Here is a 15,010-nt window from a genome sequence, read left to right as displayed (position 1 = left end):
GAGCTTCGGGCTTCTTTTCCTCTGCCTTTGCGTCCTTTTTGGGAGCTTCGGGCTTCTTTTCCTCTGCCTTTGCGTCCTTTTTGGGAGCTTCGGGCTTTTTGTCATCTGACTTATTTTCTTTTTTTGTGATCTCGGGCATTTTATTGTCCGAACTTTTTTCCTTTTCAGGCAGCTGGAGCTTCTGCTCGGGCTTCACCTCAGGCTTTGCCGCAGCAGGCTTTTCTTCAATATCTGAAATATGATTTGCCTTTACAGCTCTGACCTTTACGATCTTTGCTTTCTTGGGAGCTCTACCACTCTCTGCTGCTCTGATCTCGCCTGAGCAGTAGGGACAGGTCTCGTATTTATCAGCATCGTAAATATGCTTTTCGGGACATCTTGTCATTTTCATTCTGTTATCACTCCATGTATCATTTTCTGCATTCCAATTTTTTACCAAAAAATGAATTCAACAATATAATTATATCATTTCGTCGATAAAAAATCAACAAACACAGCTGCCGTCACTGAATTTTTGTAAAAAATAACAGAATATTACTTCCGTCAAGTCTAAAAACAGGGCTTAAACACTCATTTTTTGTATCCCCATTATACATTATGCACAAAGGGAATAAGTTCCTCAGCTTCATATGTGATATGCAGGACTTTTAAACAATTATTTCCGCATGGCTTCCGCCGTTTTTTTCCTTGGTAACTACGATCTGCTTGTCTATGCGCTGTTTGAGCGCCTGTACGTGGGAGATTATCCCCACAAGGCGGTTTCCGTCGGACAGCCCTGCAAGCGCCCGCATCGCCTGTTCTATGGAGTTCTCGTCAAGAGAGCCGAAGCCCTCGTCCACAAACATGGTATCCAGCTTTATACCGCCTGCCGAGCACTGTATCTCATCAGAAAGTCCCAGCGCAAGCGACAGCGAAGCCTTGAAGGACTCGCCGCCAGAAAGAGTCTTAACGCTTCTCACCGAGCCGTTGTAATGGTCGATAACATCAAGTTCAAGTCCTACCTGTGTACGCTTGTCATCGTATTCTGTGCGCCGCGTAAGGGTGTACTGACCGTCCGACATGACCCTCAGACGTATATTTGCCCGCTGTATTATCCTGTCGAAATAAGCGGTCTGTATGTACGTCTCAAGCATGAACTTGCTCTGCTCCGAGAGCTTTCCGTTGGCGGTATCGGACAGGTTCTTCACCCATGCATAGCGTGATTCGAGCTCTGTCAGCTCCGATGAACCGCTTGATATATTTTCAAGTGCGGTGCTGTTTACCGTAAGGCGTGTGTGAAGCTGTCTCAGCTGCGCCGACAGTCTCGTTTTTTCAGCCGTGAGCCGCGCTCTTTCCGCAAGCTCCTGCTCACCGTCTATGTCGGTAAGATCGTCGATATGCAGTTTGAGCTGGTCAAGCTTTCCCGAAAGCACAGAGCGATCCCTTTCGTTTTCGTTTACAGCCCTTTCGGCAGCTTCATAGGAATTCCTTATCTCGGTACATCTCTTTTGCAGCGATAGCACGTATATCCCCGCATTCTCGCCGCTCTCGAACCTCAGTCCGCTGCGAAGCTCCATAAATCTGTCCGTCATTTCCACAAGTCTGCTCTCGGCAGCGGCTCTCCGCACGGTAAGCTCGGAAAGTCGGCTGTTGAGCTCATTTATCTCATCTTCCTGCTCGGGTATGAGCTTTTCCAGATCTTCCTTACGTGCTGTTCTCTCCTTTTCAGCCGCAAGCTGAGCTTCTATGCCTGCCATCCTCGCTTTTACGGCAACTCTCTCCGTGATTATCTTATCCCGCGCGTTTTCCATAAGGCAGTCGCCGAGAGCTTCCTTCACGCCCTTTTCCGTATCAGCGCGGAGCTGTTTAAGCATTCCCTCGGCTGTATCGCATTTGCTGCGGAGCTCCGCAAGCACCTTGTCCGAGTCGGAGACAGCCGTCATAGTACCTGTTTCCTGCTTTTCCAGCGACATGATATCACTGTCGAGCCTGTTCTTCTCGGATATTAGCTTTTCCGCTTCCGCGAGCTTCCTTGAAAGGCCGCTGAGCTCCGCAGCACAGCTTTCAAGAGCACTTTCGCAGAGCTTTGCCCCCTCGTCAATACCGCAGTCAAGCAGCTCCGCGAGCCTTGCAGTCAGAGACTTTTCAAGCTCGTCTGCCTTGACCTTCATGGCAGATGCCTCTGCACTGTTCTTTTCCGCTGCACGGCGGGCTTTTTCAAGCTCTGCTCTCATGCGCTCAAGCTCCTGCTCATTGGGAGCTCCCACCTGCTTTTTCGCAGGGGAAGGATGCTGAACAGAACCGCATACGGGACAGGGCTCGCCCTCCTTCAGAGTATCCGCAAGCACACCCGCCCTGTCATCGAGGAAGGCTCTGTAGCTGCGCTCATAGTTTTCGGAAAGATATGCCACTTTTTCTGCAGCTTCGCGGTAGAGCTCTGCCGCTTCCTCATGCTCGCTGCGGCGCTTTTCACGTTCGCTTATATCCGCAGAAAGCTTTTTCAGCTCTGCATGGCGCTTGCCGACGCTCTCCTGACTGTGAAGTATCTTTTCCTTTTCAGCGTCAGCTCCCTCTATCTCGCTGCGGCGCTTTTTCAGCTTGTAGACCTCGCCCGTAAGAGCTTCGCACTTTTTTACAAGGCTGTCGTGTTCAGCCTGATATTCCTTGTATTCGGCGGTCTTTTCCCTGAATGAGCGGCTGCTGTTCTCATAGTCGCCTATGAGCTTTGCAAGATTATACAGCTCTGAAGCCCTGCGGACGAGCTCCTCGCGCTCTGCGTTGAGCTTCGCCGTACTTTCAGCCGATATCCCCAGCTCTGCGTACTCTTTTTTAAGCTCAGCTCGCTTCTTTTCACTGTCGTCCTTGGCTTTGACCTTATTTTCGATATCCTCTTCCAGCACTGAAAGAGAGCTCCTAACCTCCGCTATGAGCTTTTCCTGCTCTGCCGCCTTGGCATACTGCGGCATTTCGGCTTCAAGGGCAGCTATATCGTTCCTCAGCCTTTCAAGCTCGGGCTGACGTGCTTTCTCCTTTTCAAGCTTTTCGGAAAGGAGCTTGCTGCGCTGACTAAGGTCCTCCAGCTGACGGGCAGTCCGCTCATGCTCTGCGAGCATTTTGTTCTTTTCCTCCGCTTTGGAGATTCGTCCGTTGACCTCTCCCAGCTTTGCGTCAGTCTCCTCGCTCTCACGGGTAAATATCTCTGTCTGAGCCTTGTCCCGCATTATAAGTTTATTTATAGTATCCCTGATGAACTCAACAGGCGGGAGCTCCTCTCTGAGCTTCTCCACCTCTTCATAGTACTCGTCGTCCTCGCCGCAGGATATACTGCTGACGTACTGTCTAAGTCCCTCGCGGCGCCTGTCACATTCGGCTTTCAGGGTGACGCTTTCCTGCCTGAGAGCCTCCTGAAGGTCCTGATAGTTCCTTGTCTTGAATATATGTCTGAGTATCTCCCGTCTCTGAGAGGTATCCTCAGTAATCAGCTTCATGAAGTCGCCCTGTGCGATCATGGCTATCTGCTTGAACTGCTTCTCTGAAAGCCCTATTATCTCGGCAACTGCCGCGTCAACATCTCTTTTTCCCGACACTGCCCTGCCGTCGGGATAGGTGAATACCGAATTTGCAGGCTGCTGTGCAACTCCTCCTCCGCGTTTTGCCTGACGCACATAAGGAGGATTGCGGTTTATCTTATAGCGCTTGCCGCCGTAGTCGAACTCCAGCTCCACATACGTTGGAGTATCAAGTGAAGCGTATTTTGACCTGAGCATACTGTCGTCGCTGCGGTTCTCGCCGCTGGCGCTGCCGTACAGCGCATAGGTTATGGCGTCGAAAATAGTGGTCTTTCCTGCGCCCGTATCTCCCGTTATCAGGTAAAGCCCCTTTTCACCGAGAGCTCCCAGATCAAGGACAGTGAGCCCCGAATATGGTCCGAAACCCGATATTTCAAGTCTAATGGGTCTCATTTATCTCCCTCCCATATCTTCTCGATAAGCGACTGTGCAAGCTGACGCTGCTGCTCGGACATATCGCCGCCGTTGCTGTATCTGTAGAAATCCTCAAAAAGCTCTATGGGCTGCTTGTTTTCAGCCTCAGCCGTGCCCGTACTGTCATGAGAGCTGCGTGTGCGGCGGTTATCGTATTCGATCATCATGATATTCGGGTAAACTGTTCTGAGCTTTCCCATGGCTTCGGGGATCTCTTCGTCGTCCGTAAGGATAACGCGGAGATAGTCTCCGTTATTTCCGCTCCTGCTGAACTCAGCAGAGCATATCATCTCAAATTCGCCCCGTATCTCACGCATATCGCGCATAGGAACAAGGGGGACGGTCCTTATATCAAGGCATCCCTTTTCGCGTATCTCTGCGACAGTCACAGACTTGACCTGAGCGGCTTCCGAGAATGAATATTTCAGCGGAGTGCCGCAGTAGCGGATACGCTCGCTGCCTACGTTCTGCGGTCCGTGGATATGGCCGAGAGCTACGTAGTCAAAGCCGTCAAAGGCAGAGCTGTCCACATTGTCCGTACCGCCCACGGATATCTCTTCGGAATCGCTTTTCTGAGCTCCCGTAACGAACTGGTGAGTTATTATGATATTCCGCTTTGTAAAATCTATATCCATTGCATCGACTGCGGCATTTACCGCGTCGGTATAGCTCTCGATAACACTGTCGGGGAAAAATCTTCGTACCGAAGGCGGCTTGATAAACGGGAGCATATACACGCAGAACTCCCCGTACTCATCGGTGAGAACCGTGGGGACAGTGCTTCCGCTGTAAACCGGTGACATATGTATGCCGCTCTTTTCCATGATATGGCAGCCGAATGCGATGCGCTCCGCAGAATCGTGATTGCCGCTTATTGCGAATATATGGTCGGTCAGTGACGAAACTCTTGTGAGGAAATCATCAAAAAGCCGCACAGCCTCCGCAGACGGAACAGGCTTATCGTATATATCCCCTGCTATAATGACAAAATCAGGCTTTTCGGCAGCTATGACACTGCATATCTCATTCAGGATATACTCCTGATCGTCCGTGAGAGAAAACTCATTCAGTCTCTTTCCGAGATGAAGATCCGATAAATGTATAAACTTCATAAAAACTCCCCTTACCAATTGCTGTTAATAAAATTATATCCCGTTTGGGCATTAATGTCAACGAAACCGATACCTGATAAAATAAACAAATGCACAGTCCTAAGACTGTGCATTGTGACGATTATTCTTCGTAGTTTTCGGGGTGCTTGGGCTTGCGCCTGTAGCGTCTTTTGTCCGTATCAACTACCTTTGTGGCAGGATCAACGCCGTTCCAGCTGCCCCGCTTTGAGGAGTCGATCTTCTTTTGCTCTTTCTTGCTCATTTTATCATAAGATACGAATTTATCCATTTTTTCCCTCCGTTAAGTCTATTGCGGACAGCTGCTCGTAATTCCCGTAGATTGTCTCATACTCGCCCATGGGGCTGAAGCCGTACTTCTCGTAAAGTCCCTTTTCGCCGCTCATGATGTATACCTTGTCATATCCGATACCCTTTGCGTATTCAAGAACTGTTTTTATCATTTTCTCAGATATTCTCTTTCCCCTGAAAGCCTCGTCCACAAAAACAAAGCCGATAAGAGGAGTATACGGATACTTCGGAGCGAGCTCGTCCTTCTCGGTAAGAGTGCAGAAGCCCACAGGCCTGCCGTTTTCAAAGGCGGCAAAAACGCGCTCCCAGTCCCTGAAAGAACCTCCGCGCATGAGCTCCGCAAGATATTTTCCTGCTCCCCATGAACATTTTTCGGCAAAAGCCGCAGCGCACTCCCACTTTTCATGTGTATCTGTCATTGTATATATTTCCATTTTTCCTCCTGTAAATCAAAATTTAGCTTTGCTAAATTTTGATTACTCCTCTCCTGCCTTGAAGTTATAGATAGGCTTGATGACTTCGTTTATCTCGACCGTATCACCGATATTGTCAACTATATCCTCCATTGACTTATAAGCCATAGGACACTCGTCCAGCGTCTGTGCATTGACCGATGTGGTGTAGATACCGTCCATCTGCTTTTTGTACTCCGACACTGTGAAGCTCTGTTTTGCCTGCGAACGTGACATAAGTCTGCCTGCGCCGTGAGGTGCGGAGAAATTCCAGTCCGGAGCGCCCTTTCCTGTACAGATAAGGCTTCCGTCACGCATATTTATGGGTATGAGGAGCTTCTCCCCCGCCTGTGCCGAAACAGCTCCTTTACGGAGTATCATCGTCTCAGTGTCGATATAGTTGTGTATCGTCGTGAACTGCTCTACGGCATGAACGTGCATACCCTTAATTATCTCGTCCATCATCGCCTGACGGTTCAGCATGGCAAACTGCTGAACTATCTTCATATCGTGGATATACTGCTCAAAGAGCTCGCCCTCGCAGTAAGCAAGGTGCTTTGGGATATCGGTGGTCTTGGTGTTTTCAAGCTTTTTCAGCTCTGACTGTATCTGCTTCTGCTTTCCCTCAGCCTTAAGACGAGTGATAAGCTCGTTTATCTCCTTGTCCGAGCTCTTGTTAAGACGTCTGTAAGCCTCGTTCTGGTAATACTTTGCGACCTCAACTCCGAGGTGACGTGAGCCCGAGTGGATAACGATATATATGCTTCCGTCCTCACCCTTATCGGCTTCGATGAAGTGGTTTCCGCCGCCGAGAGTACCGATGCTCTTTTCCGCACGGAGCAGATCAATATGCTCTATGCAGTAAAGTGCTGCAAGATCGGTCTTTTCACAGTAGCGATGAGGCTTTTCACGTATAGAAAAGCCAGAAGGTATTTTTTCGTAGATAAGCTTGTCGAGCTTCTGAAGCTCTATATGCTTTTCCTTTAATCTTACGGTCTCCATGCCGCAGCCGATATCGACTCCCACAAGATTTGGTATCACCTTGTCCGTAACAGTCATGGTAGTACCTATGGTGCAGCCTGCGCCTGCGTGGACGTCAGGCATAATGCGTATCTTTAAACCTGCACTCATGGGCTGGCTGCAAAACGCGATGATCTGTGCAATGGCGTCCTGTTCGATAACCTCCGTGAAGACCTTGGCGGAATTGTATTTTCCGTTGAGTTCTATCATGATATCTTCCTTTCCGAAGCTGCCCGAATGCATAAAAAAAGCACTCCCGCAGGAGTGCACAATGCTCTGTATATGCAAAAGCTCAGCACATGGCTGAACACTTCGGGCAAACTCCATGCTTATTTACAATAATATTAAGTTTTGGCATCAGAAAATATTTTGAGAATATTGTCATGGTGTTCACCGTCCTTTCATAGAATATGGGTCTATTATAATCGTGTGCAGACTTAAAGTCAAGGAATATGAAAAACTGTAATCAAACTGTAATAATTAGCCGAAGAGGATAAAAACACTTCTTTTTGCAGCACACGAGTTCCACAAACTATTCAAAAGGTTCATACGAACTTATATTTTTGAAATACCCTTCTGTGCATTATGCATAAATGCCATACATTCTTTATACGAAGCGTAATTATTTGTGGTGTATTGACAAAGAAAAAGAAATAATATATAATAATATCATGCAGTTGAAACACGTCAGCTGCTGTAGTTTGGTGCTCCGCATAAGCACATTTTCTATGATATGGAGGTTTATATGTTCAACAGGATCAATCTTATGGCTCTCTCATTTGAGGACCTCAACTGGGGCGTCATCATCCCTGCCGGAATAGGTATCATCCTATTGTTAATAATCATTCTTTCGGGATACATCAAAGCTCCCCCGGATACAGCCTACATAATCTCGGGACTGAGAAAGAAAATAATCATCGGTAAGGCAAGCATCCGCATACCTTTCTTTGAGCGTGTGGATAAGCTGAAATTACAGCTCATCGCCGTAGATGTAAAGACCTCAAGTGCTGTTCCTACCGCAGACTATATCAACATCAATGTTGACGCAAACGTAAACGTAAAGGTCAGCAGCGACCCCAACCTCATAAAGCTGGGCGCTGAGAACTTCCTCAACAAGGACACCGCTTATGTTGCAAAGGTTGCAAGAGAGGTGCTTGAAGGTAATATGCGTGAGATCGTTGGTCAGATGTCTCTTGAGGCAATGGTAAACGACCGTAAGGCATTCGCCGAAAAGGTTCAGGAAAACGCTGCTCCCGACCTGAACAGAATGGGACTTGAGATAGTTTCCTTCAATGTTCAGAACTTCACGGACGATCAGAACCTTATCGAAAATCTCGGTATCGACAATACCACAAAGATCCAGAAGAAGGCTGCTATCGCACGCGCCGAGTCCGAAAAGGAGATCGAGATCGCCAAGGCTCAGGCTAAGAAAGAAGCAAACGACGCAAAGATACTTGCAGAGACCGAGATCGCTCAGAAGAACAACGAGCTCGCTATCCGTCAGGCAGAACTCAAAAAGGAAGCTGACACACAGCTTGCTATCGCTGATGCTGCTTATGAGATCCAGAAGGAAGAGCAGCGTAAATCCATTGAGGTATCGAAGGCCAATGCCAACATCGCCGCTTCCGAAAAGGACGTAGAGCTCAAGGCTCGTGAGGCTGAGGTAACCGAAAAAGCCCTCGAGGCTCAGATCAAGAAAAAGGCTGAAGCTGACCGCTACAGGGCTCAGCAGGAAGCCGACGCAAAGCTCTATCAGCTCAAGAAAGAGGCTGAGGCTGACCGTTTCCAGAGAGAGCAGGAGGCTGAGGCTCAGAAGGCTGAGGCTGAGGCTCAGAAATTCGCAAAAATGCAGGAAGCTGAAGGTATCGCTGCTGTAGGTAAGGCTGAGGCGGATGCTATCCGCGCTAAGGGTCTTGCCGAGGCTGAGGGTATCAACGCAAAGGCTGAAGCTATGAAAAAGTACGGCGAAGCTGCTGTGCTCGAAATGTACTTCAAGGCTCTGCCCGAGGTAGTAAAGAACGCCGCTACACCTCTTGCAAATGTTGACAAGATCACAATGTACGGCGAAGGCAATTCAAGCAAGCTCGTAGGCGACATCATCGGCTCTACCACAAAGGTGACCGACGGCCTTTCAGCTGCAACAGGCGTTGACTTAAGAGCTCTGCTGGCAGGCTTCCTCGGCGGCAAGGCAGCAACTGCCCCAAGCGCTGAAAATAATGATACTGGTGAGTATACATCATCGGACAATACAGATTATACCGAATACTCAGGTTACGATACTGATTCTTCCGATTACTATACAGACACAGATCCCGATTCACCTGAATTGTAATATATTTTGCATAAAACATCATCCCCCTGACGATATGCGGTCGTCAGGGGATTTTTGTCGTTTTGTTGTAATAATGCTGCAATCCCTTTGTAATTTTCTACTTCTTTCCACTTCCATATTGAGCAAAATTTGGTTAGTCTATTTGTATAGTTTTCACAAAGTTTTACAAAAAGCATTTACAAAAGACGAAATATAGGATATAATGATAGTAGCATCAAAGTGCAATTCGATCTAAAAGATAGCAATATTTGGTCAAATCCTCTGAAACAGGGTTCAGAGGGGGGGTATTATAATGATTAAACATCTTTCGGGTGAATTTGAAACTGTTGAGTACGACACTCAAAAATATGCAATGCTGTACGATAATGTTCAGACTGAGGAATATCCCGTACACTGGCATAACGCAGTCGAGCTTATCATGCCTATGAAAAATGAATACACAGTCACAGTCAACGGAACAGATTATTTCATTCCCGAAAATGATGTTCTCATCGTTCCGCCCTGCGAGCTGCACAGTATGCCCGCTATTCCGGGACGGCGTATCATTTTTCAGTGCGACAACAGTATTCTCGGCGAGATAACTGCGCTCGAGCCCGTAATGCGCTCACTCAACTCGCCTGTCCTCATTTGCGCGGATATGGATAAGGAGCTCCATGTGCTCGCAAAAAAAACCATGCTGGATATACTTTCGCTGTATAACTCAAAATCCGAGCTTGCAGACGTTAAGATATATGTCAAGGTCATTGAGCTTTTCATGGCTCTGAGAGAGTATCAGCTCGAACAGCAGAAGATAGTTATGGACTGCGACGACGATAAGATCGACGAATACAGCGAAAAGTTCGGTACTGTGCTCAAATATATCGACAACAACTATATGTACGATATCACTCTTGAGCAGCTTGCCGACGTAGCAGGCTACAGCAAGTACCATTTCTCGCGTATTTTCAAGCAGTACAATGCTATGTCCTATTTACAGTACATAAACGCAAGACGTACCAAGGCGGCAGAGCTTCTCCTGCTCGATCCAAGCGTGCCTATCACAGAGGTAGCTATGCGCTCGGGCTTCAAGAGCCTGACCACCTTCAACCGCATCTTCAAGGAGATAAAGCACTGTACGCCTACGGACTTCAAAAAGCTGTATGCATTAAGGTAAAAGCAGACCGCACATCATAAGATGTGCGGTCTGTTTTGTTTTAGTCTGTATTATATAAAAATTCCAATTGTTCTGCATCGGGGAGTTCGATCACTTCCACATATTTCAATACTCCGCCGGAATAAAAAGCTGCATATTTCATATCTCTTGTAAAGGCAAGCATACCCGAAAAAATAATATTATCGCACTCAATGTTCAGAGCAAACTTAAACGGTCCGTCATCAGCTATTTCCATGTAATCATCAGGAACATCGGGAATAACTGTTTCTGTGTCATGTTCTCCGAAATCATGGCTTTCGATATAGTTTAACAGCTTATCCTTTTCTTTTCGGCCGAGCAGTCTCCTGTTTGCCCCGTGGAATGTCGAAACACTTACTTCTGCTCTTCCGTCTTTCAGCCATGCTGAAATTGCTTCCATATAATTCCTGCTGTTTTGCGTCTTTTCCTGTAATTCATCGATTAATCTCACATACTCGTCCCGGTACGCAGCGTCTATATCGTTCAGGCTTGTTTTCTCACCCAGTATATAGTATCTTATATTTTCATTAAAGCCTTCCATACCCGAATGGTTTATCTCAATACGTATCACATCGAATGATTTTTTAATGTATTCGTCATCAATAATGTAACCAACGCGGAAAGCCATTGTTTCTCCTGCCTTGAAGTCAACCTTGAAAAAATCGCCCTCGTATATTGAACGATCCCCATTGAAAGTATACGCAGTCGCTTCCGTAGAGGCAGCAGGGTCGAGCTTATCTCCGTTATAATTGTAAAGATCGACACGCGAGGAGTTCATATACAGTGATCTCTCCTCGTCAGCTGTGTTTGTCACTTCCATATCTGCAATGATATATGTGCTGTCACAGGTGAGGTCTCCGTTTTCGTCGCAGGAATAATGCCCCTCGGGAAGAATATCCATGCCCTCTCCGCTTTTGGTGAGCTTGACCGATTTTACAAGGTATTCCCAGTTTTCAGTCTCGCAGGTCTCACCGAGTTTTACGGTATATTCCTGTTCTCTTTCTGTCACGAACTGAGTGATGTCATTTTCCTGTGCGATTATCTCCTTTATGCCGCTGTCAAAGACGTCAAAGTCTATCTTATACCACTTACTGTTCTCAGTGAGAGGCATCTGACCACCTGTCTCAAAGTCCATCATACTCTCCTGATAGGATACATAACCGTCGTTTGCAATGTGAAGATCGCAATCTATCGGCGGAGTATCCCCTCTTGTCCATTTGATATCGTACATCGGGTCCTCAACATCAGCTTCCTTGTCTCTGCTAGCTTCCTTCTCAACACTTTCGCCCCAGTCGAACTTATTGAGAAAGTCGGAAAGCTCTGCGTATGTTTCGGCTGAATAACAGCCGTATTTGCCGTCACCTGCGTCAAAGCTGTAGTCGAATGTACTGAAATCCCCGAACGGACAGCTGTGCTCGGCATCGCTGGCAGCGCTGCTGCCTGCAATATTGCTGTTCTGCCTGTGAAGCAGTACTCCCGTAGTACCAATGCCTGCCAGCAGTACCAAACAAGCAGCAGCTGCGCTCACAGTCCTTATAATTCGGCTTCTGGGAGCAACTCGCTCTGTACCGCTTACAACCTCAGCATATCCTTCCTCATTGTCAATGCGTGTGATATTATTTTTCTCCGCAGACTCGCAAGCCCTGATGATACGCTCTTTCATATCCTCGGGCATCGTTATCTTATCTGCCGCCTTTTTAAGCTTTTTATCCATACTACATATACTCCTTTCTGTATTTTTCTTCAAGCATCCTGCGTCCTCTTGAAAGGCGCATTTTTGCTGCCGAAGCACCTATGCACACAAGCTCCGCTATCTCGTCCACCTTGTATCCTTCAATATAAAACAGTGCAAGGACTATCCTGTACTTTTCGGGCAGCTCCATAAGAGCGTCAAGTATTCCGCTGTCCTCTTTTGTTACCGCATAACCGTCAAGCAGCTCCTCGCTTTCTGTGTAATGGCGTTTACGATATCGGAGCATATCGCGGCATTTATTATTAGCCACAGTGATGAGCCATGCTTTTTCATGCTCGCTGTCGGCAAAATCAGGCGACACGGTCACATACCTGATGAAAGTCTCCTGCACAGCGTCCTCTGCGTCAGCTGTATTTCTCAGCATAAGCAGACATATCCTGTACAGCATATCTCCGTATTTTTCGACCGCCTCGCGAGCGCAGCCGTCTTTCAGCATCGTTTCATCAACTCCTTTCACTGTAAACACGTTTAGTAATGCAGTATGGTCACATTTATTATAACATTTTCCCGTAAAAATGAAAAGACAGCCGATTTTCACCGACTGCCTTTCAGGGGATATTAAAATTTGGAGAAATCTTAATTAAGTGTGCCGACCACCGATTCTGTGATCGGCACGTAATGTCTTTAAATACTCTTGTATTCGATTAAGCTCTTGTATGAACCTGACCGCCTGCAAGTGTCTTGCCGTGAGCTGCTGCCATGTCAGAAATGTTTACGTTCTGGTAACCATTCTGTGCGAGCCAAGGAAGAACTTCTTCCATAGCTGCTGCTGTTGTAGCATAGTTCTCGTGGCAGAGTACGATAGCACCCTCGAGTGAACCGTTCTGTGCAGCCTGCTTGATCTTGTTTACGATAGCATCCTTAGAAGCATTGTTCCAGTCCTCTGTGTCGATTGCACAGCTGATAAGCGGTACATCGTAAAGAGCTGACTGAACTGTTCCGTTGCTCTCGAGATAAGGTAATCTCATGAGGTGTGAAGGCTCAGTGCCGATGATGCTCTTGAGCTTGCTGTTGCACTGCTCCCACTCGCTTCTGATCTGAGATGAACCCATAGAACCGAGGTGAGGATGTGTCTGAGTATGGTTAGCAACTTCCATACCGTTCTCAAACTCATACTGGATCTGCTGATTTGTCTTGATCCAGCTTCCTACGTTGAAGAAAGTAGCTGTCATGTTGTTCTTGATAAGAGCATTGATGATTCTGTAACCAGGATCAGATGTAGACTGAGCTGAAGCACCGTCGTCAAATGAGATAGCGCAGAGCTTCTTAGAAGAATCAACACCAGCGCCGCCTGTGCTTGACTTAGGAGGCTCACCAACTGTGCCCTTGCCTGTTTCAACTGATGACTGAACGCCCTCAGTACCGGCAACAACTTCGTCAACATAGAAGTTCATAAGGTCGCCGGAATCCTGGACCGTCTCGATATAGAGGATCATATCGCCTGAATTCTCAGGGATAGTGAATGATGTGTTCTCAAGCTTTGTCCACTCGCCGCTCTTACAGTCAGCCTTAGCTATGCTTGTGTATGAAGCACTGTCGCCTTCGCCCTGCTGGAGTGACATCTGGATTGTAGCTGTCTTGCCTGACTGCTGGAGAACAGCAGCGCTGAAGCTGTATGTCTCGCCAGCCTTGAAGTCAGAACCGAGTGTATAAGCAGCGCCGTTCCACTCAGCTGATCTGCCTGATACATAAAGTGACTTGCCTGAATAGAAGCTGTCTGAGCTTACATCTACAGAAGCAGCACCTCTGCCCGACCAGCTGTCTGTGCTTGAATCGAACGAGCTCTTGAAGATCGTCTTTGCAGCGGGCTTTGTAGTTGTTGTAGTTGCTTCAGTCTCTGTCTGCTTTGAAGAAGTCACAACAGGAGTTGTTGAAGGAGCTTCTGTAACAACAGTCTTTATGTTATCTGAATAGCTCTCAGGGAGAGTCTTTACAAGACCGAGGAGGTACTTCTGGATAGTCTGAGCATCGTTTGTTGTGATGCCTGAACCTGCCTCATAAACGTCTGCGTTGAACTTACCCTGCTCTGTGAGCTGGTACTTGTTCGGATTAGCGAGTGACTGCATGATGATTACAGCGTCAGCCATATCTATGCCGTTATCGCAGTTACCGTCGCCCCATCTTGAAACCTTAGCGTTAAGAGCGTCCTTAGGAGCCATTGTTGTAGTAGTAGTTGTTGTGGTGGTAGTAGTTGTTGTGGTAGTAGTTGTTGTAGTTGTAGTAGTTGTTGTTGTAGTAGTTGTCTCCGAAGGAGCAGGGATCTTCTGAGCAAGAGCCAGAATGTCATTGTAGAATGACTTAGGCTGATAGTTGCTGAACGGAAGCGGTGAACCGCCGTTCTCACGATATCTCCAGCTTCTCTCATCTGTTGTACCCCAGAGAGTTACAGTTGAGATGTTAGCTGCGTGCTTCATAGCTACCTCAAAGATCTGAGGATAAAGCTTGTCGTTAGAGCCTGTGCTGTTTGTGATATCGAGCTCTGTAATCTGAACGTCAAGTCCGAGTGACTCGAACTTCTTGATAGCTGTCTCAAACTCGCTTGCTGAAGGATACTTGGAATCAAGGTGAGCCTGCATACCGATACCGTCGATATAGTCGCCCTCCTTCATGACTGTCTTAGCCATATTTACAAGGTCGTTTGTCTTTGCGCTCATATACTCATTATAGTCGTTGAGGTAAAGCTTACAATCCTTAGGTGCATACTGTCTTGCATACTTGAATGCGTTTACTACGAACTCAGAGTTGCCTTCACCGTATACTCTTACCCAGTTGGAGTTGCTGCCAGGTCTCATTCCGCCGCCGTCGTTAACGAAAAGCTCGTTACATACGTCGTAAGAATGGAGATTAAGGTTCGGGAACTGTGACTTGATAGCGCTGAATGTGTTCTTTATCATGCTCT

11 protein-coding genes are annotated in these 15,010 nt (G+C 47.3%); 2 read left to right on the top strand and 9 right to left on the bottom strand.

Annotated elements, in window-relative coordinates; translation table 11 throughout:
* From Q0R37_RS11520 to Q0R37_RS11495, 6 genes are all read right to left on the bottom strand, one after another.
* Window positions 1-391 (bottom strand): hypothetical protein (locus Q0R37_RS11520; protein WP_366517425.1); only part of this gene is annotated, 391 nt, incomplete at its 3' end.
* 256 nt (window positions 392-647) lie between these two features.
* A complete protein-coding gene (locus Q0R37_RS11515) occupies window positions 648-3,941 on the bottom strand; it encodes an AAA family ATPase (RefSeq protein WP_294754626.1) in 3,294 nt (1,097 codons plus the stop codon).
* Entirely contained in the window at window positions 3,938-5,074 is a 1,137-nt protein-coding gene (locus tag Q0R37_RS11510) for an exonuclease SbcCD subunit D (RefSeq protein ID WP_294754625.1), read from the bottom strand. Before Q0R37_RS11510 ends, Q0R37_RS11515 begins: the two co-directional genes overlap by 4 nt.
* A 121-nt stretch (window positions 5,075-5,195) precedes the next feature.
* Window positions 5,196-5,363: a hypothetical protein gene (locus Q0R37_RS11505; protein ID WP_294754623.1), complete on the bottom strand. Its 168-nt coding sequence runs from the start codon at window positions 5,361-5,363 to the stop codon at window positions 5,196-5,198.
* On the bottom strand, window positions 5,356-5,817 hold the full coding sequence (locus tag Q0R37_RS11500) for a GNAT family N-acetyltransferase (protein ID WP_294754621.1): 462 nt from the start codon (window positions 5,815-5,817) through the stop codon (window positions 5,356-5,358). Before Q0R37_RS11500 ends, Q0R37_RS11505 begins: the two co-directional genes overlap by 8 nt.
* Window positions 5,818-5,859: 42 nt before the next feature.
* Window positions 5,860-7,065, bottom strand: coding sequence for an RtcB family protein (locus Q0R37_RS11495; RefSeq protein WP_294754627.1), 1,206 nt, complete (start codon window positions 7,063-7,065; stop codon window positions 5,860-5,862).
* 535 nt (window positions 7,066-7,600) lie between these two features.
* On the opposite strand from Q0R37_RS11495, the gene Q0R37_RS11490 reads away from it, so the two are divergent.
* Together Q0R37_RS11490 and Q0R37_RS11485 are read left to right on the top strand one after the other, a co-directional pair.
* Window positions 7,601-9,187 (top strand): SPFH domain-containing protein, encoded by a 1,587-nt coding sequence (locus Q0R37_RS11490; protein WP_294754619.1) that lies wholly within the window; start codon window positions 7,601-7,603, stop codon window positions 9,185-9,187.
* Window positions 9,188-9,479: 292 nt separating this feature from the next.
* Window positions 9,480-10,340 carry an AraC family transcriptional regulator gene (locus Q0R37_RS11485; protein ID WP_294754618.1) on the top strand — a complete coding sequence of 287 codons (861 nt, stop codon included), beginning with the start codon at window positions 9,480-9,482 and terminating at the stop codon, window positions 10,338-10,340.
* Between the two features lie 40 nt (window positions 10,341-10,380).
* On the opposite strand, the gene Q0R37_RS11480 is transcribed toward Q0R37_RS11485, so the two are convergent.
* The 3 genes from Q0R37_RS11480 to Q0R37_RS11470 form a co-directional block, all read right to left on the bottom strand.
* Window positions 10,381-12,072 (bottom strand): hypothetical protein, encoded by a 1,692-nt coding sequence (locus Q0R37_RS11480; RefSeq protein WP_294754616.1) that lies wholly within the window; start codon window positions 12,070-12,072, stop codon window positions 10,381-10,383.
* 1 nt (window position 12,073) lies between these two features.
* Window positions 12,074-12,547: an RNA polymerase sigma factor gene (locus tag Q0R37_RS11475; protein WP_294754613.1), complete on the bottom strand. Its 474-nt coding sequence runs from the start codon at window positions 12,545-12,547 to the stop codon at window positions 12,074-12,076.
* Window positions 12,548-12,755: 208 nt separating this feature from the next.
* Window positions 12,756-15,010: endo-1,4-beta-xylanase (locus Q0R37_RS11470; protein WP_294754611.1), on the bottom strand; the 2,255-nt coding region annotated here is incomplete at its 5' end.

Origin of the sequence: uncultured Ruminococcus sp., assembly GCF_946415235.1 — a bacterium.
GTDB lineage: Bacteria > Bacillota > Clostridia > Oscillospirales > Ruminococcaceae > Ruminococcus.
This window is presented reverse-complemented; position numbering and strand designations above follow the sequence as displayed.

Bases quoted from the DNA above. Each gene is read 5' to 3' on its own strand.
- Q0R37_RS11485 (WP_294754618.1), top strand. From the start codon at position 9,480: ATGATTAAACATCTTTCGGGTGAATTTGAAACTGTTGAGTACGACACT.
- Q0R37_RS11495 (WP_294754627.1), bottom strand. From the start codon at position 7,065: ATGATAGAACTCAACGGAAAATACAATTCCGCCAAGGTCTTCACGGAG.
- Q0R37_RS11480 (WP_294754616.1), bottom strand. From the start codon at position 12,072: ATGGATAAAAAGCTTAAAAAGGCGGCAGATAAGATAACGATGCCCGAG.
- Q0R37_RS11500 (WP_294754621.1), bottom strand. From the start codon at position 5,817: ATGGAAATATATACAATGACAGATACACATGAAAAGTGGGAGTGCGCT.
- Q0R37_RS11515 (WP_294754626.1), bottom strand. From the start codon at position 3,941: ATGAGACCCATTAGACTTGAAATATCGGGTTTCGGACCATATTCGGGG.
- Q0R37_RS11490 (WP_294754619.1), top strand. From the start codon at position 7,601: ATGTTCAACAGGATCAATCTTATGGCTCTCTCATTTGAGGACCTCAAC.
- Q0R37_RS11510 (WP_294754625.1), bottom strand. From the start codon at position 5,074: ATGAAGTTTATACATTTATCGGATCTTCATCTCGGAAAGAGACTGAAT.
- Q0R37_RS11475 (WP_294754613.1), bottom strand. From the start codon at position 12,547: ATGCTGAAAGACGGCTGCGCTCGCGAGGCGGTCGAAAAATACGGAGAT.
- Q0R37_RS11505 (WP_294754623.1), bottom strand. From the start codon at position 5,363: ATGGATAAATTCGTATCTTATGATAAAATGAGCAAGAAAGAGCAAAAG.